The 15,064-nt window shown below is 70.9% G+C and carries 17 protein-coding genes; 9 read left to right on the forward strand and 8 right to left on the reverse strand.

Annotation, left to right across the window (positions count from 1 at the left end; genetic code table 11):
- The first annotated feature begins 202 nt into the window (after window positions 1–202).
- Both ACODT5_RS43895 and ACODT5_RS43900 read left to right on the forward strand, forming a co-directional pair.
- Complete coding sequence (locus ACODT5_RS43895) at window positions 203–652, forward strand: ATP-binding protein (protein WP_422524495.1); 450 nt, start codon at window positions 203–205, stop codon at window positions 650–652.
- Window positions 642–884 carry a DUF7848 domain-containing protein gene (locus ACODT5_RS43900; RefSeq protein ID WP_422524496.1) on the forward strand — a complete coding sequence of 81 codons (243 nt, stop codon included), beginning with the start codon at window positions 642–644 and terminating at the stop codon, window positions 882–884. The genes ACODT5_RS43895 and ACODT5_RS43900 overlap by 11 nt, the downstream gene beginning before the upstream one ends.
- Before the next feature lie 50 nt (window positions 885–934).
- Here ACODT5_RS43900 and ACODT5_RS43905 read toward each other — a convergent pair whose 3' ends face one another.
- Window positions 935–2,605, reverse strand: a complete 1,671-nt coding sequence (locus ACODT5_RS43905) for a fumarate hydratase (RefSeq protein ID WP_422524497.1) — start codon at window positions 2,603–2,605, stop codon at window positions 935–937.
- Between the two features lie 150 nt (window positions 2,606–2,755).
- Here ACODT5_RS43905 and ACODT5_RS43910 point away from each other — a divergent pair, with 150 nt between their 5' ends.
- The 3 genes from ACODT5_RS43910 (at window position 2,756) to ACODT5_RS43920 (ending at window position 4,657) form a co-directional block, all read left to right on the forward strand.
- On the forward strand, window positions 2,756–3,436 hold the full coding sequence (locus tag ACODT5_RS43910) for a DUF1707 SHOCT-like domain-containing protein (RefSeq protein ID WP_422524498.1): 681 nt from the start codon (window positions 2,756–2,758) through the stop codon (window positions 3,434–3,436).
- A 68-nt stretch (window positions 3,437–3,504) separates the two neighbouring features.
- Window positions 3,505–4,101, forward strand: coding sequence for a TIGR03086 family metal-binding protein (locus tag ACODT5_RS43915; RefSeq protein WP_422524499.1), 597 nt, complete (start codon window positions 3,505–3,507; stop codon window positions 4,099–4,101).
- 181 nt (window positions 4,102–4,282) lie between these two features.
- Window positions 4,283–4,657 carry a WhiB family transcriptional regulator gene (locus ACODT5_RS43920; protein ID WP_374213444.1) on the forward strand — a complete coding sequence of 125 codons (375 nt, stop codon included), beginning with the start codon at window positions 4,283–4,285 and terminating at the stop codon, window positions 4,655–4,657.
- Window positions 4,658–4,760: 103 nt separating this feature from the next.
- Here the strand turns inward: ACODT5_RS43920 and glpX are convergent, their stop codons facing one another.
- Window positions 4,761–5,792 (reverse strand): class II fructose-bisphosphatase, encoded by a 1,032-nt coding sequence (glpX, locus tag ACODT5_RS43925; RefSeq protein ID WP_243335787.1) that lies wholly within the window; start codon window positions 5,790–5,792, stop codon window positions 4,761–4,763.
- Between the two features lie 211 nt (window positions 5,793–6,003).
- Here glpX and ACODT5_RS43930 point away from each other — a divergent pair, with 211 nt between their 5' ends.
- Window positions 6,004–6,522, forward strand: a complete 519-nt coding sequence (locus ACODT5_RS43930; RefSeq protein WP_422525227.1) for a DUF4245 domain-containing protein — start codon at window positions 6,004–6,006, stop codon at window positions 6,520–6,522.
- A 105-nt stretch (window positions 6,523–6,627) separates the two neighbouring features.
- On the opposite strand, the gene ACODT5_RS43935 is transcribed toward ACODT5_RS43930, so the two are convergent.
- From ACODT5_RS43935 to ACODT5_RS43950, 4 genes are all read right to left on the reverse strand, one after another.
- Window positions 6,628–7,218 (reverse strand): malonic semialdehyde reductase, encoded by a 591-nt coding sequence (locus ACODT5_RS43935; protein ID WP_422524500.1) that lies wholly within the window; start codon window positions 7,216–7,218, stop codon window positions 6,628–6,630.
- A gap of 100 nt (window positions 7,219–7,318) precedes the next feature.
- On the reverse strand, window positions 7,319–7,546 hold the full coding sequence (locus ACODT5_RS43940) for an exodeoxyribonuclease VII small subunit (RefSeq protein ID WP_327254743.1): 228 nt from the start codon (window positions 7,544–7,546) through the stop codon (window positions 7,319–7,321).
- An 88-nt stretch (window positions 7,547–7,634) separates the two neighbouring features.
- Window positions 7,635–8,855, reverse strand: a complete 1,221-nt coding sequence (gene xseA / locus ACODT5_RS43945) for an exodeoxyribonuclease VII large subunit (protein ID WP_422524501.1) — start codon at window positions 8,853–8,855, stop codon at window positions 7,635–7,637.
- Window positions 8,856–8,864: 9 nt separating this feature from the next.
- Window positions 8,865–10,307, reverse strand: a complete 1,443-nt coding sequence (locus tag ACODT5_RS43950) for an APC family permease (protein WP_422524502.1) — start codon at window positions 10,305–10,307, stop codon at window positions 8,865–8,867.
- An 87-nt stretch (window positions 10,308–10,394) separates the two neighbouring features.
- On the opposite strand from ACODT5_RS43950, the gene ACODT5_RS43955 reads away from it, so the two are divergent.
- On the forward strand, window positions 10,395–11,435 hold the full coding sequence (locus tag ACODT5_RS43955; RefSeq protein ID WP_422524503.1) for a 4-hydroxy-3-methylbut-2-enyl diphosphate reductase: 1,041 nt from the start codon (window positions 10,395–10,397) through the stop codon (window positions 11,433–11,435).
- A 50-nt stretch (window positions 11,436–11,485) separates the two neighbouring features.
- The gene (gene ppgK / locus ACODT5_RS43960; RefSeq protein WP_422524504.1) at window positions 11,486–12,235 is read left to right on the forward strand and encodes a polyphosphate--glucose phosphotransferase; all 750 of its coding nucleotides are present in this window, start codon (window positions 11,486–11,488) and stop codon (window positions 12,233–12,235) included.
- A gap of 51 nt (window positions 12,236–12,286) precedes the next feature.
- Here the strand turns inward: ppgK and ACODT5_RS43965 are convergent, their stop codons facing one another.
- Window positions 12,287–12,772, reverse strand: coding sequence for a DUF6542 domain-containing protein (locus tag ACODT5_RS43965; protein ID WP_422524505.1), 486 nt, complete (start codon window positions 12,770–12,772; stop codon window positions 12,287–12,289).
- Window positions 12,773–12,905: 133 nt separating this feature from the next.
- Here ACODT5_RS43965 and ychF point away from each other — a divergent pair, with 133 nt between their 5' ends.
- Entirely contained in the window at window positions 12,906–13,994 is a 1,089-nt protein-coding gene (ychF, locus tag ACODT5_RS43970) for a redox-regulated ATPase YchF (protein WP_422524506.1), read from the forward strand.
- A gap of 90 nt (window positions 13,995–14,084) precedes the next feature.
- Here the strand turns inward: ychF and ACODT5_RS43975 are convergent, their stop codons facing one another.
- Entirely contained in the window at window positions 14,085–15,053 is a 969-nt protein-coding gene (locus tag ACODT5_RS43975) for a hypothetical protein (protein WP_422524507.1), read from the reverse strand.
- Window positions 15,054–15,064 lie beyond the last annotated feature (11 nt).

The raw sequence follows: 15,064 nt of genomic DNA on the forward strand, positions 1-15,064 counted from the left end.
CCGGCAAGTGCACGTGCACTTCATGTGTTCTGGTTGCACTTTGTGTGGCAAGGGGAGCATTCTGAACGAAGCAGTTGCTCAGGGTGCGTGCACAGTCACCGACTGCTGTCGGTGGTGGACCTGGCACGCCTGAAAAGAGAGACCCTCGCGACCGCGCCAACGGTCCGGGGGCATGGTCAACGCTTACTCAAGGAGCGTCAACATGGTGAACCCTAACGGGCCCTTGGTCGGGCCGGATGGCGGGCTCGTCGTACGCCGCTGGAACCGCGATCCGCGCTGCGTCGGGCGGGCGAGGACGGAACTGCGCAAGGCGCTCGCGGACTGGGGGCTCGCGCAGATCGAGGACGACGCGCTGCTCGTGGTCTCCGAGCTGCTGACGAACGCCGGCAGGCATGCGAGGGCTGCTGTCGGCCGGGAGATCGAGACCCGGTACGTGCGGCTCCCCGCCGGTGTACGGATCGAGGTGCACGACGCAGCTCCCGGGCGGCCCGAAGTGCAGTCCGCCGATCCGGCACAGGACTGCGGGCGGGGCCTGTTCCTGGTGGCCGCGCTCGCGGACCGGTGGGCGGTGGGGGAGCGGTGTGGACCGGGGAAGCGGATTTGGGCCGAACTCTCCGTACCGGCTGAGGGCGGCGCTCGGCATGGAGGCTGAGCCCCTGGCTGTAGTGGCGGTGCACAGCTCGTCCGACTGGATGCTGAGCTCGGACCGCGCCGGCAGTGGCGCCGTGGTCGAGATGGAGTGCACGTCATGCCTGGAGGGCTCCGGCCCGGCGGATGACGGTACGGACCCGGACGTGTGGTCGCTGAGGCACGCGAGCCGCAGTGGCCACACCGGCTTCCGGCGGATCGTCACGGACTTCCACCGGGCCGCGCCCTTGCGGTGAGCTGTGCCGGAGCGGGCGGGTGCCCCCGCCCGCTCCGGCACAGCGACTGGCTACGCCAGGCCCGGGCCGCGGACCGGGATGTGGGTGAAGGTCGGCTCCGGGGCGGGATCGACGAAGAAGTCGTTGCCCTTGTCGTCGACCACGATGAAGGCCGGGAAGTCCTCGACCTCGATCTTCCAGACGGCTTCCATGCCGAGCTCCTCGTACTCCAGGACCTCGACCTTCTTGATGCAGTCCTGGGCGAGGCGCGCCGCCGGGCCGCCGATGGAGCCGAGGTAGAAGCCGCCGTGCTTGCCGCACGCGTCGGTGACCTGCTGGGAGCGGTTGCCCTTGGCCAGCATGACCTTGGAGCCGCCCGCCGCCTGGAACTGCTCGACGTAGGAGTCCATGCGGCCGGCCGTGGTCGGGCCGAAGGAGCCGGACGCGTAGCCCTCGGGGGTCTTGGCGGGGCCCGCGTAGTAGACCGGGTGGTCCTTCAGGTACTGCGGCATCTCCGCGCCCGAGTCGAGGAGTTCCTTGATCTTGGCGTGCGCGATGTCGCGGGCCACGACCAGGGGTCCGGTGAGGGACAGGCGGGTCTTCACCGGGTGCTGGGTGAGCGTGGCGAGGATGTCGTCCATCGGCTGGTTCAGGTCGATGGAGACCACGTCGGCCGTGGAGTCGGAGAGGTGCTCCTCCGTGGTTTCCGGGAGGAAGCGGGCCGGGTCGCGTTCCAGCTGCTCCAGGAAGACGCCCTCGGCGGTGATCTTCGCGGTGGCCTGGCGGTCCGCGGAGCAGGAGACGGCGATCGCGATCGGGAGGGACGCGCCGTGGCGGGGGAGACGGACGACGCGGACGTCGTGGCAGAAGTACTTGCCGCCGAACTGCGCGCCGATGCCGATCTTCTGGGTCAGCTCGAAGACCTGCTGCTCCAGGGCCTCGTCGCGGAAGCCGTGGCCCAGGGGGGAGCCCTCGGTGGGGAGCTCGTCCAGGTAGTGGGCCGAGGCGTACTTCGCGGTCTTGAGGGCGTGCTCCGCAGAGGTGCCGCCGACCACGATCGCGAGGTGGTAGGGCGGGCAGGCCGCCGTGCCGAGCGAGCGGATCTTCTCTTCCAGGAACTTCATCATGGAGGCCTCGTTGAGGACCGCCTTGGTCTCCTGGTAGAGGAAGGACTTGTTGGCGGAGCCGCCGCCCTTGGCCATGAAGAGGAACTTGTACGCGCCGCCGTCGGTCGCGTACAGCTCGATCTGCGCGGGCAGGTTCGAGCCGGTGTTCTTCTCCTCCCACATGGTGACCGGGGCCATCTGCGAGTAGCGCAGGTTCAGGCGGGTGTACGCGTCGAAGATGCCGTGGGACAGGGCCGCTTCGTCGCCGCCCTCGGTGAGGACGTTCTGGCCGCGCTTGCCCATCACGATCGCCGTGCCCGTGTCCTGGCACATCGGCAGGACGCCGGCCGCCGCGATGTTCGCGTTCTTCAGGAGGTCGAGGGCGACGAACTTGTCGTTCGCCGAGGCCTCGGGGTCGTCGATGATCCGGCGCAGCTGCGCGAGGTGCGCGGGGCGCAGGAAGTGCTGGATGTCGTGGATCGCCTCTTCGGCGAGCTTGCGCAGCGCCTCCGGCTCGACCTTGAGGAACGTACGGCCGTCGGCCTCGAAGGTCGAGACGCCTTCGGAGGTCACCAGGCGGTACGGGGTGGAGTCCTCGCCCAGGGGCAGCAGGTCGGTGTACGCAAACTCTGGCATGACGGCAGTCATTCCCTCACTCGGCAGACGGCGCTGACGACCGTTTGGCAGCGCGGTATCCAGCGTAGGACCTCTTCCGGTGGCTTTTGTTGTGAGGTAAGGCTCACTGGCCAGTATCGCGATCTATCGTGTCTCGCTATGCTGGGGCCCGTGGACCTGGAAAAGCAGCCCTCATCCGCGCCGGCCCCCGCGCCGGCCCCCGCGCCCGCTCACGGACTGCGCGCCTCCGACGCGGACCGGGACCGGATCGCGCACATCCTGGCCGACGCCGTCGCCGAGGGCCGGCTGACCCCCGAGGAGCACTCGGACCGGCTCGACTCGCTGTACGCGGTGAAGACGGTCGCCGAGCTGGACGTGCTCGTACGGGACCTGCCCGCACCCGGCGCGGGCAGCCGGCAGGAGCCCGCGTACGCGGGAGCGCCGGCGGGCGCGCCCGTCGAGACGGTCGTGGCCGTGTGCAGCAGCTCCTCCCGCAAGGGGCGCTGGCGGCCGGGCGCGCACACCCGCGCGGTCTCCGTCCTGGGCGACATCAGCATCGACCTGACCCAGGCGGTCTTCGAGCAGCAGGTCACCGAGATCAACGTGACCAGCATCCTCGGCAACGTCGAGATCCTGGTCCCGGAGAACGTCACCCTGCGCGGCTACGGCAGCGGGGTCCTCGGCAACTTCGAGGTGCGCGGCGAGGGGCGCGGCGAGACCGACCCGCAGGCGCCGGTCGTGATCGTCCGTGGCTTCGCGCTGCTGGGCAACATCGAGGCCCGCCCCAAGTTCGGCGCCCGCCTGGTGGACCTGGCGCACAGGCTCCGCAAGGGCTGGGAGGGCACCCGCTAAGACCGACACGGGGGCAACTGTCGCTGAAACAAGCCTCTTTGGCCGGTAGGCGCTCGTAGGGTCGGCCCGTGACCGTATCCAAGTGGGACCTGCTCGACCAGGCATACGACGCCCTGCGCTCCGTCGCGGGAGCCGTACCGGCCGGCGCCCTGGGCGCGCCGACGCCGTGCGACCAGTGGAATGTCGGCCAAGTGCTCCAGCACGCGGCAGGCGATCAGCTCGCCTACGCGGGCCGCCTCACGGGCGGGCCGGGACCGGCCGAGGACCCCTTCGCGCCCACCGGCGTCCTGGCCGGCAGCCCCGCGGAGCTGCTGGAGCCCGCCCTCGCCGCCGCCGAGGCCTTCGCGGGGGTGGAGCCGGGTACCGCCGAGGTGGCCGTCCCGCTGCCCCCGTTCACCCTCGACGCCGAGACCGCGGTCGCCGCGGCCGCCCTCGACGCGGCCGTCCACGCCTGGGACATCGCCGTCGCCACCGGCCAGGCCTCCCCGCTGACCCCCGCCCTCGCCGCGGCTCTGAGCCCGGCGGCCCGGGCGCTCGCCGAGCCGCTGCGCGGGTTCGCGTACGCCCCGGCGCTCCTCCCCGCCCCCGATCCGGACGCCGATCCGGTCGGTGCGCTGCTCGCCTTCCTGGGGCGCCGCCCCGACTGGACGCCGTCCGCCGCGTGACCTCCGGGTGGCGGGGGAGGGGCCGGGAGGGGCCGGGCGGAGCCTCCCGGGGCCGGGCCGGGCGGGATCACCTTTCGGTCGAACCGGCCGGATCGGCGGCACACGGTGCATAGGGGCGCGCACAGCGGGTAGGGACAGGTGCGTCGCCTCTCGCTCGCGTATACGTCGTCAGGAGTAGACCGTGCCGCATCCGCCGCGCCAGTCCCTGCAGGTAGCCGCCGTCCAGAGTCTTCAGGGGCGCCCGGCGGCGGTCGTCCCGAAGCCGCGGGTACCGGCCAGGGAAGAGGACGGCCCATGGCACGCGGACGCGGTGTGCCGGCGCGACGAGGCGGGCCTGTTCTTCGCCCCGTCCAAGGAGCCGACCGCCGCCCGGCTGTCCCGCGAGGACGCCGCCAAGCGGGTCTGTGCCCGCTGCCCCGTCATGGTCGCCTGCCGGGAGCACGCACTGATCCAGCCCGAGCCCTACGGGGTCTGGGGCGGCCTGACGGCCGCCGAGCGCCGGGTGGTGCTGGCCCGCCGGCGGCGCCGGGCGGGAGAGCTGCGCGAAGCCTCGTAGGGCCGGAGCTTCGTCGGCCCGCAGCGCTGCAGGCAATACGGAAGGGGCGCCCCCGCCGCACGCGGGAGCGCCCCTTCCGTGATGCCGTGCCGCCGTCCGTGGCCTACTTGGCGCGGTCGAAGTCGATCGCGCTGTACGCGCGGAGCTTCGAGAGGCGGTGGGTCGAGTCGATCTGCCGGATCGTGCCCGACTTCGAGCGCATGACCAGCGAGGAGGTCGTCGCGGTCTCCGAGCGGTAGTGGACGCCGCGCAGCAGCTCGCCGTCCGTGATGCCGGTGGCGACGAAGAACACGTTGTCGCCGGAGACCAGGTCGTCCGTGAACAGGACGCGGTCCAGGTCGTGGCCGGCGTCGATCGCCTTCTGGCGCTCGGCCTCGTCCTTGGGCCACAGCTTGCCCTGGATGGTGCCGCCCATGCACTTGATCGCGCAGGCCGAGATGATGCCCTCGGGCGTGCCGCCGATGCCGAGCAGCAGGTCGATGCCGCTGTCCTCCGTGACGGCCAGGACCGAGCCGGCGACGTCTCCGTCGGAGATGAACTTGATGCGCGCGCCGGTCTCGCGGATCTCCTTGACGATGCCCTCGTGGCGGGGGCGGTCGAGGATGATCACCGTGACGTCCTCCACGGCCATGTTCTTGGCCTTGGCGACGCGGCGGATGTTGACGGAGACCGGGGCGTTGATGTCGACGAAGTCGGCGGCCTCGGGACCGGTGACCAGCTTCTCCATGTAGAACACCGCGGACGGGTCGAACATGGTGCCGCGGTCGGCGGCCGCCAGGACGGCGATGGCGTTCGGCATGCCCTTGGCGTTCAGGGTGGTGCCGTCGATGGGGTCCACGGCGATGTCGACCTCGGCACCGGTGCCGTCGCCGACCCGCTCGCCGTTGAAGAGCATCGGGGCTTCGTCCTTCTCGCCCTCGCCGATGACGACGACGCCGTTCATCGAGACGGTGGAGATCAGGGTGCGCATCGCGTTGACGGCAGCGCCGTCGGCGCCGAGCTTGTCACCGCGCCCGACCCACCGGCCCGCGGCCATGGCGGCGGCCTCGGTGACCCGTACGAGTTCCAGGGCGAGGTTGCGGTCGGGTGCCTCCGGAGAGACTTCGAGCTGGGGCGGCAGGTTGTGCTCGGTCATCGGAGCGCACCTTTCTGTACGGCGACGGCCGGGAGTGAGGGTCCCTGGACTCTATCGGTACGTCGACATATTGAGCAGACCGGGTCACGTATGAGCGCCATATCGGTCAGCTGATTGTCCTGAGCGGACATCTTGCGCTGCCCGTGGCGCGCCATTTCGACCCCGGCGGTGATCGCCCCGGGCCATGCGGGACGATGGTGTCGTGGCAGGTATGAAGGGCAAGCAGACGGTCGTGGACATGATCCGGTCGCTGGCGGTGATCGGGCTCGTGGTCGGGGGGATCTATTTGGTCATCCCACATGACGAGAAGGCCGATCCGACGCGGGTGGTCGACTACCGCGTCGAGAGCATCACGGCCCGGCGCGCGGCTCCGTACCCCGTGGCGGTGCCCGTCGGGCTGCCGCCGGAGTGGCGGGCGACCTCGGTCGGGTACTCGCGCAAGGAGGCCAGCGCCTGGCACCTGGGCTTCCTGGACCCGCAGCAGCAGTACGTGGCGGTGGAGCAGTCCGCGGACGTCACGGACACGTACATCGGGAAGGTCACCCGCAGGGCGCAGGCCACCGGCCAGACCCAGCAGGTCGGGGACCAGGTCTGGGAGCGCTGGGACGGCGAGAAGTACGACGCCCTCGTGCGGCGCGAGCAGGGCTACGTCACGGTGGTGACCGGGACGGCCTCCTTCGAGCAGCTCGGCGCGATGGCCGCGGCGCTGGAGTTCAAGCAGGGCTCGTAGGGCGAAGCGATCCGCCCTGGCAGGACACAGCAGGACGCGAAAAGGCCGCGCCCCCCGGAATCCGGGGGGCGCGGCCTTTTCCGTTCACTGCCTGCGGTGCTGGGCTCAGACGGTCGTGATGACCTGGTCGAGCTCCAGGCGCGGGGAGCGCGGGAACCAGGCGTCCTCGCCCGGCTTGCCGATGTTGATGACCATCAGCGGGGTGTGGTCGCCGTCCAGGAACTCCTTCTGGATGCCCGCGTGGTCCATGCCGTTCATCGGACCTGCGGCCAGGCCGGCGGCGCGGACGCCGATGATGAAGTAGGCGGCCTGCAGGGTGGCGTTGAGCTGGGCGGACTGCTCGCGGACCGGGCGCTCGGAGAAGAAGGCGTCCTTGGCCTGCGGGAAGTGCGGGAGCAGCTGCGGGAGCTCGTCGTGGAACTCGTTGTCCGCGGACAGGATCGCGACCAGCGGGGCGGTGGCGGTCTTGGCCTGGTTGCCCTCGGCCATGTGCTTGACGAGGCGCTCGCGGGCCTCGGGGGAGCGGACCAGGGTGATGCGCAGCGGCGACTGGTTGAACCCGGTCGGGCCGAACTTCACCAGGTCGTAGATCGCCTGGACCTGCTCCTCGGTGACCGGCTCGTCGGAGAACGTGTTGGCGGTGCGGGCCTCGCGGAAGAGGAGGTCCTGAGCGGCGGCGTCGAGAACGAGAGACATCGGAAAGCCTTCTTCTGTACGGGGACTGCTGAAGCGATGTCCGAAGACTACGACGGAAGTAGATGAAAATTCAACTAAATCTGTCTGCGGGTGAGCGGGATCACTCCCCGCCGCCCCCCTCGGCCGCTTCGCGCGCCGCCAGTGCCGAGTCCAGCCGGGCGCGGGCCCCTTCCAGCCAGTGGCGGCACACCTTCGCGAGCTCCTCGCCGCGCTCCCAGAGTGCGAGGGAGTCCTCCAGCGAGGTGCCGCCGGCCTCCAGCTTGCGGACGACCTCGATCAGCTCGTCCCGGGCCTGCTCGTACCCCAGCGCCGTATCGGTCTCGGCCATTCCCGCTCCCACCTTAACTGTGTAGTACACCGAAATTTGTTGCGGCAGTGTGAAGCGAACTGCCGGTCGAACGACCTGTCTACGAGGCCTACGAGGGCTCTTCGGCGGCGACCCGCACCGAGAACCCGCCCTCCGCCACCCGCGCCCGCAGCACATCGCCCGTCGACACGTCCTCGGGTGAGCGCACCACGTGCCCGTCGGCCCGTTGGAGCACCGCGTACCCGCGCTCCAGCGTGGCGGCCGGGGACAGCGCCACCACGCGGGCGAGCGTGTGCGCCAACTCCGAATCGGCCCGGTCCAGCAAGTGCCCCAGGGTCCGGCGGCCGCGCGCCAGCAGCGCCTCCACCTCCGCCTCCCGGGTCTCCACCATCCGCTGGGGGTGGACGAAGACCGGCCGCGCGAGCGCGTGCGCGAGCCCCCGCTCCTCCCGGTCGAGCAGCCCGCGCACGGCGCGCAGCCCCCGGCCCTGCAGCTGGCGTACCCGCTCCAGCTCCTCGCCGACGTCCGGGACCACCTTCTTCGCGGCGTCCGTGGGCGTGGACGCCCGCAGGTCCGCGACCAGGTCCAGCAGCGGGGAGTCGGGCTCGTGCCCGATCGCCGAGACCACGGGCGTACGGGCCGCCGCGACGGTCCGTACGACCTCCTCGTCGGAGAAGGGCAGCAGGTCCTCCACGCTGCCGCCGCCGCGGGCCACGATGATCACGTCCACCTCGGGCATGGAGTCCAGCTCCTTGACCGCCTGGATCACCTGGGGCACCGCGTGCACCCCCTGGACGGCGACGTTGCGGACCTCGAAGCGGACCGCGGGCCACCTGCGCCGGGCGTTCTCCAGCACGTCGCGCTCGGCCGCCGAGGCCCGCCCCACCACCAGCCCGATCAGCTGCGGCAGGAACGGCAGCGGCTTCTTGCGGTCCAGCGCGAAGAGCCCCTCGGAAGCCAGCGAGCGCTTGAGCCGCTCCAGCCGGGCGAGCAGCTCGCCGATGCCGACGGGCCGTATCTCGGTGGCCCGCAGGGACAGCTGCCCGCGCGGGGCGTACCACTCGGGCTTGGCCAGCACGACCACCCGCGCGCCCTCCGTCACGGAGTCCGCGACCTCGTCGAAGACCTGCCGGAAGCAGGTCACGCTCAGGGAGATGTCGTGCGAGGGATCGCGCAGCGTCAGGAAGACCACCCCCGCTCCCGGCCGCCGCGAGAGCTGCGTGATCTGCCCTTCCACCCACACCTGACCGAGCTTGTCGATCCAGCCCCCGATGAGCCGGGACACCTGACCGACCGGCAGCGGCGCGTCAGCCGACGAATTCAGACCCATGCACGCAGGCTAACCGCCAGAACTGACACCGGCGTCGGGCAGGGAGCCTTCGGGCGTCCCGCGCCGCCCGCGCTGGGCCACCAGCACGCACAGGCCCACCAGCAGCCACACCGCCCCCACCAGTTGCGCCGTCCAGGAGGCCTCGACGATCACCGCGACGGTCACGGCGGCGCCGAGGACCGGGATCACCAGGTGCTTGAACCAGTTCGGGGCCCCCTCGCGGCGCTTGACCACGAACCAGCCGACCACCGAGGCGTGCAGCAGCGTGAACGCCACCAGCGCCCCGATGTCGACCACCGAGACCAGGTGGTCCAGCCCGTCGTCGCGCCGGGCCGCCCACACGGCCGCGATCAGGGTGACCGTCGCCGCCAGCAGCAGGGCCGGCCGCGGGGTCCCGTGCGAGGTGTGGGCGAGGAAGCGGGGCAGCCGCCGCTCGCGGGCCATCGCGAAGAGCAGCCGGCCCGCCGCGGCCTGCCCGGCCAGGGCGGCGAAGGCGGCCCCGATGGCCTTGCTGATGGCGACCAGGTCGTGCAGCCACATCCCCACGGAGGCCTCGACCGTCGTGTAGAAGGCCGAGCCCTGCTTCCCCGGGTCGGCCGCCAGCTCCGCGGCCGTCAGGGGGCTGAGGAGGGCCGCCAGGTAGGTCTGGGCGATGAACAGCACCCCGGTCAGCGCCAGGCAGAACAGCACCGCCCGCGCCACCTTCGCGCTGCCCCCCGTCACCTCCTCGGCGAAGGAGGCGATGGCGTCGAAGCCCAGGTAGGACAGGACCGCGACCGACACCGCGCCGAGCACGGCGGCCGTGGAGAACCCGCCGAGCGAGCCGTCGCCGGTGAAGGGGGAGAGCCAGCCGCGGTGCTCCGCGCCCTGGACCAGTACGGTCACCGCCGAGACCAGGAACACCAGCAGGACCGCGATCTCCATGGCCAGCACGGCGAAGCCCACGCGCGCGGCGGCCCGTACGCCCCACAGGTTGAGCAGGGTGGTCACGACCACCGCCAGGGCCGTCCACACCCACCGGGACACCTCCGGGACCAGGGCGTTCATGGCGATCCCGGAGAAGAGGTACGCGACCGCCGGGATCAGCAGGTAGTCGAGCATCGCCATCCAGCCGGCGATCAGCCCGGGACCCTCGCCGAGGCCCTTGCGGGCGTACGTGAAGACGGAGCCGGCCTGCGGGGCCACGCGCACCATCTGCGCGTAGGAGAAGGCCGTGAAGGCCATCGCCACCGTCGCGACGAGGTAGACGAGGGCGACGGCGCCGTGCGATTTGGCGTCGAGGGTGCCGAAGACGCCGACCGGGGCCATGGGGGCGATGAAGAGCAGCCCGTAGACCACCAGGTCCCGGAATCCGAGACTGCGGCGGAGCGAGGTGCCGGGCGCGGCGGACGGGCCGTCGGACGAGGGGCCGGACGGGCCGGGCGGCGTACTGGGATCCGTCGCGGACGCCATCTTTCCTCCGGGGGTAAGGCAGGTGCGGATGTTCGACCCAGTTTGTGCCGAACGGGCGACCCCCGGCCTGCTGGACACCCCCGTACGATGGAGCCCATGACTGCTGACGCCCCCGCTCCCGCATCCCGCCGCGTTCTCCTCGCCGCCCCGCGCGGCTACTGCGCGGGCGTGGACCGAGCCGTGATCGCCGTCGAGAAGGCTCTCGAACAGTACGGCGCGCCGGTCTACGTGCGGCACGAGATCGTCCACAACAAGTACGTCGTGCAGACCCTGGAGCGGAAGGGAGCCATCTTCGTCGAGAAGACGGAGGAGGTCCCCGAGGGCTCCATCGTGATGTTCTCCGCGCACGGCGTGGCCCCCGTGGTCCACGAGGAGGCGGCGCGCGGCAAGCTCGCGACGATCGACGCGACCTGCCCGCTGGTCACCAAGGTCCACAAGGAAGCCATCCGCTACGCGAACGAGGACTTCGACATCCTCCTCATCGGCCACGAGGGCCACGAGGAGGTCATCGGCACCTCCGGCGAGGCCCCGGACCACATCACCATCGTGGACGGCCCGCACGACGTGGAGAAGGTCACCGTCCGCGACGAGTCGAAGGTCGTCTGGCTGTCGCAGACCACCCTCTCCGTCGACGAGACGATGGAGACGGTCGACGCCCTGAAGACCAGGTTCCCGCTGCTCGTCTCGCCGCCCAGCGACGACATCTGCTACGCCACCTCGAACCGCCAGGAGGCGGTCAAGGTCATGGGCAAGGACTGCGACCTGGTCATCGTCGTCGGCTCCAAGAACTCCTCGAACTCGATCCGCCTCGTCGAGGTCGCCCTCGACGCGGGCACGCACGCCTCGTACCTCGTCGACTTCGCCAGCGAGATCGACGAAGCCTGGCTGGAGGGCGTCACCACCGTCGGTCTGACCTCGGGCGCCTCGGTGCCGGAGGTGCTGGTCGAAGAGGTGCTGGAGTGGCTGGCCGCGCGCGGGTACGCGGACGTGGAGATCGTCAAGACGGCCGAGGAGTCCATCGTCTTCTCCCTGCCCAAGGAACTGCGCCGCGACCTGCGCGCGGAGGCGGCGGAGCTCGTGGCGGCGCCGGGCGCGGCTTCGGGCGCGGCCGGGGGCGTACAGAAGTAGGCATCCCCTCGGCAGGGCGCTCCGGCCGGTCCTTCTCTACGGTGGGATCCATGGAGATCTTCGGCGTGGACATCGGCGGTTCCGGGATCAAGGGCGCTCCCGTGGACCTGAACCGTGGCGACCTGGCGCAGGAGCGCCACAAGGTACTGACACCGCAGCCGGCCACCCCCGACGGGGTGGCCGGCTGCGTCGTCGAGGTGGTGCGCCACTTCGACTGGGACGGCCCGGTGGGGGTCACCTTCCCCGGGGTGGTCACGGGCGGGGTGACCCGGTCGGCGGCCAACATGGACAAGGCCTGGGTCGGGGTGGACACGGCGGCGCTGCTCTCCTCGCGCATGGACGGCCGTCCGGTGACGGTCCTGAACGACGCGGACGCGGCCGGGGTCGCGGAGATGGCCTACGGGGCGGGGCGCGAGGTCGACGGCACCGTCATCCTGCTCACGCTGGGCACCGGGATCGGCAGCGCGCTCTTCACGGACGGACGGCTGGTGCCCAACACGGAGCTCGGCCACCTGGAGCTGAAGGGCCACGACGCGGAGACGCGGGCCTCGGTGAAGGCGAAGGAGGACGGGGAGCTGACCTGGGAGCACTGGGCGCGCCGGGTCGGGAAGTACCTGGCGCACGTGGAGATGCTGTTCTCCCCGGACCTCTTCATCATCGGCGGCGGCGTGAGCCGCAAGCCGGAGAAGTTCCTGCCGCTGATCGAGGGCGTCCGGGCGCGGATCGTGCCGGCGGAGCTGCAGAACAACGCGGGCATCGTGGGCGCGGCGATGGCGGCGCGCTCGGCGGCGGCGGAGTAGCCGCCGGTCCCTGACCCGGCCGCGGCGGCCCCGGACCCGGCTCCGCCGCGCTCAGGCGACGCGGCGGGGCATCCGGCGGCGGCCGATGAGGACGGCCTTGCGCACCACCGCGATCAGCGCCGCGACCAGGGTGCCGGCGTACAGCCAGCCGGCGTGCAGGGACAGCGCGGACACCAGCCCCATCACCTCGCCGGCGAAGCCGCCGGAGCCGCCCGACACGGGCCACACTCCGGCGGCGAAGGCGATCGGGGCGGTGACCGGGGCGGTGATCAGGTCGGCGGGCCGGACCCACAGGGCGGTGGCGGCCGCGACGGGCAGGAAGAACAGGCCGTAGAGGAACAGCGAGGCGTCGAAGAGCAGCCAGTCGAGGCCGCCGATCAGGAACATCGCGGCACAGGCGAAGAGCCCGCCGCCGAGCCCGGTCAGCCGGGGCCGCGGCAGCCGGCGTACGGGCGCGGGCGCCGGCGCCCGCTGGGGGGACTGCTCGGCCGACCGCTCCGCCGGGTGACGTACCGTACGCGCCTTGTATCGCTCCACCCCCCAAAACTAGGCGGGGAGGCTGCCGATCGTGTGCCCGGACACGCGTACATCCGTGCCCCCTCATCGAAAGTAAACTGCTCCTTGGCCCACTCCGGGCCGCCGCCCCCTCCAGCTACGGGAAGTCGCCAACGTGTCGCTCACGATCGGAATCGTCGGCCTGCCGAATGTCGGCAAGTCGACCCTGTTCAACGCCCTGACCAAGAACGACGTGCTGGCGGCCAACTACCCGTTCGCCACGATCGAGCCGAACGTCGGCGTCGTCGGCGTTCCGGACGCCCGCCTCGGCGTCCTGGCCGGCATCTTCGGCTCCGCCAAGCTCCTCCCGGCGACGGTCGACTTCGTCGACATCGCGGGCATCGTGCGCGGTGCGTCGGAGGGCGAGGGCCTCGGCAACAAGTTCCTCGCGAACATCCGCGAGTCCGACGCGATCTGCCAGGTCATCCGCGCCTTCAAGGACGAGAACGTCGTCCACGTCGACGGCAAGGTCTCGCCGAAGGACGACATCGAGACCATCAACACCGAGCTGATCCTCGCGGACCTCCAGTCCATCGAGAAGGCGGTGCCGCGCCTGACGAAGGAGTCCCGCCTCCAGAAGGAGAAGGTCGCGGTCCTCGCCGCCGTCGAGAAGGCCCAGAAGATCCTCGAAGCGGGCGACACCCTCTTCTCCAAGGGCATCTCCAAGGGCACGGAGCAGGGCGACCTCCTCCACGAGCTGCACCTCCTCACGCTCAAGCCGTTCCTCTACGTCTTCAACGTGGACGAGGACGAGCTGACGGACGACGCCTTCAAGGCCGAGCAGAGCGCGCTGGTGGCCCCGGCCGAGGCGATCTTCCTCAACGCCAAGCTCGAGGCGGAGCTCATCGAGCTCGAGGACGACGAGGCCCTCGAGCTCCTCCAGTCGGTCGGCCAGGAAGAGCCCGGCATGGCCACCCTCGGCCGCGTCGGCTTCGCCACCCTGGGCCTGCAGACCTACCTGACGGCCGGCCCGAAGGAAACCCGCGCCTGGACCATCAGGAAGGGCGCCACCGCCCCCGAGGCCGCCGGTGTGATCCACACGGACTTCCAGCGCGGCTTCATCAAGGCGGAGATCATCTCCTTCGCGGACCTGGTCGAGTGCGGCTCGGTCGCCGAGGCCCGCTCCAAGGGCAAGGCCCGCATGGAGGGCAAGGACTACGTCATGCAGGACGGCGACGTGGTCGAGTTCCGCTTCAACGTCTGAGTGGTCACGAGGGGCCGGCTCCGGTGGGAGCCGGCCTTTTCGACGTACGGTCACCGCAAGAGTCAAATGCGGACAAGGAGGTCGAAATTGTCAAGATTTCGACCAACGCTTGGTGAGGACCGTTATCGCCTCCGTCACATCGTCGAGGCGCCCGTTGTCCGTCCTTATCGCCCTTGCGAGCTCAATGTGGAGAAAACGCAGCTTTTCCTCGGCCGCCACCTGGCCCTGCTCGTTCGAGCTTCCGGCCAGTTTGCATTTCCGTACATTGGCCCGGCAGACCTCCAGGCCTTCGTCGACCAGCGCCGCCGACAGGGTCCTGGCCTCGGACGATGCCCGGTCCCCGGCCCCCGTGGAGACCACGGCGTCGAATTCGGGGAAGGACTCGTTGGCGAAGCCGTGCAGCTGCACTCCCGGCAGGCGGCGCTCCATCAGTTCCTCGATCACCTGGTGGAACACCGAGTCCGTGCGGTGCGCCACATCGGCCGCGTCCCCCTCGCCGGCGGTCCGGTGGGCGCCGGCCAGCACCAGCACCCCGCCGGGCGCCCCGCGCAGCACCCGGGCGCCGAGCCGCTCGGTCTCCTGGTCGGCGATGGGGTGGGGGACCTGCACGCTCCAGCTCGGCCGCACGCCCAGGTTCACGTAGACCCGGCCCCAACCCCGGTTCGCCGAGCCCGAAGTGCTCGCCGCGTCGGCGATCTCGGCGAAGTCGCGGCCGCTCGCCGTGTCCGTGAACGCCTGCACCGTGAAATCGACCTCGCCCAGGCGCCTGCGCGCCGCCTCCTCCTCGCCGTCGAGGAGCAGGGCGACACCCTGGGTGACCGTCCGGCGCTCGTCCGACGTGGGGATCCGGTAGCCCCCGTGCTCCCCGAATCCCTGGGTGAATGCCGTAATCCGCTTTTCCAGGTCGACCCCCGGTGCTGCCGAAGGTCTGGAATTCACCTGCATTTCGCCCGATGGTTGCCCGGTCGAGAGCGTGAAATACGCCACAATCGCCGCCATGGCGGCGACCGCGCACAGAGTTGCCTTAATCGTTATACGTTTCGCGAGGAACGGAGTCATGATCGGATAAA

Source organism: Streptomyces tatrensis, from assembly GCF_049310065.1.
Taxonomy (GTDB): domain Bacteria; phylum Actinomycetota; class Actinomycetes; order Streptomycetales; family Streptomycetaceae; genus Streptomyces.

What these genes read in the sequence shown, in the direction of transcription:
- ACODT5_RS43895 (WP_422524495.1), top strand. Translation starts at nt 203, where the DNA reads ATGGTGAACCCTAACGGGCCCTTGGTCGGGCCGGATGGCGGGCTCGTC.
- ACODT5_RS43900 (WP_422524496.1), top strand. Translation starts at nt 642, where the DNA reads ATGGAGGCTGAGCCCCTGGCTGTAGTGGCGGTGCACAGCTCGTCCGAC.
- ACODT5_RS43905 (WP_422524497.1), bottom strand. Translation starts at nt 2,605, where the DNA reads ATGCCAGAGTTTGCGTACACCGACCTGCTGCCCCTGGGCGAGGACTCC.
- glpX (WP_243335787.1), bottom strand. Translation starts at nt 5,792, where the DNA reads ATGACCGAGCACAACCTGCCGCCCCAGCTCGAAGTCTCTCCGGAGGCA.
- ACODT5_RS43930 (WP_422525227.1), top strand. Translation starts at nt 6,004, where the DNA reads ATGAAGGGCAAGCAGACGGTCGTGGACATGATCCGGTCGCTGGCGGTG.
- ACODT5_RS43935 (WP_422524500.1), bottom strand. Translation starts at nt 7,218, where the DNA reads ATGTCTCTCGTTCTCGACGCCGCCGCTCAGGACCTCCTCTTCCGCGAG.
- ACODT5_RS43940 (WP_327254743.1), bottom strand. Translation starts at nt 7,546, where the DNA reads ATGGCCGAGACCGATACGGCGCTGGGGTACGAGCAGGCCCGGGACGAG.
- xseA (WP_422524501.1), bottom strand. Translation starts at nt 8,855, where the DNA reads ATGGGTCTGAATTCGTCGGCTGACGCGCCGCTGCCGGTCGGTCAGGTG.
- ACODT5_RS43950 (WP_422524502.1), bottom strand. Translation starts at nt 10,307, where the DNA reads ATGGCGTCCGCGACGGATCCCAGTACGCCGCCCGGCCCGTCCGGCCCC.
- ACODT5_RS43955 (WP_422524503.1), top strand. Translation starts at nt 10,395, where the DNA reads ATGGAGCCCATGACTGCTGACGCCCCCGCTCCCGCATCCCGCCGCGTT.
- ppgK (WP_422524504.1), top strand. Translation starts at nt 11,486, where the DNA reads ATGGAGATCTTCGGCGTGGACATCGGCGGTTCCGGGATCAAGGGCGCT.
- ACODT5_RS43975 (WP_422524507.1), bottom strand. Translation starts at nt 15,053, where the DNA reads ATGACTCCGTTCCTCGCGAAACGTATAACGATTAAGGCAACTCTGTGC.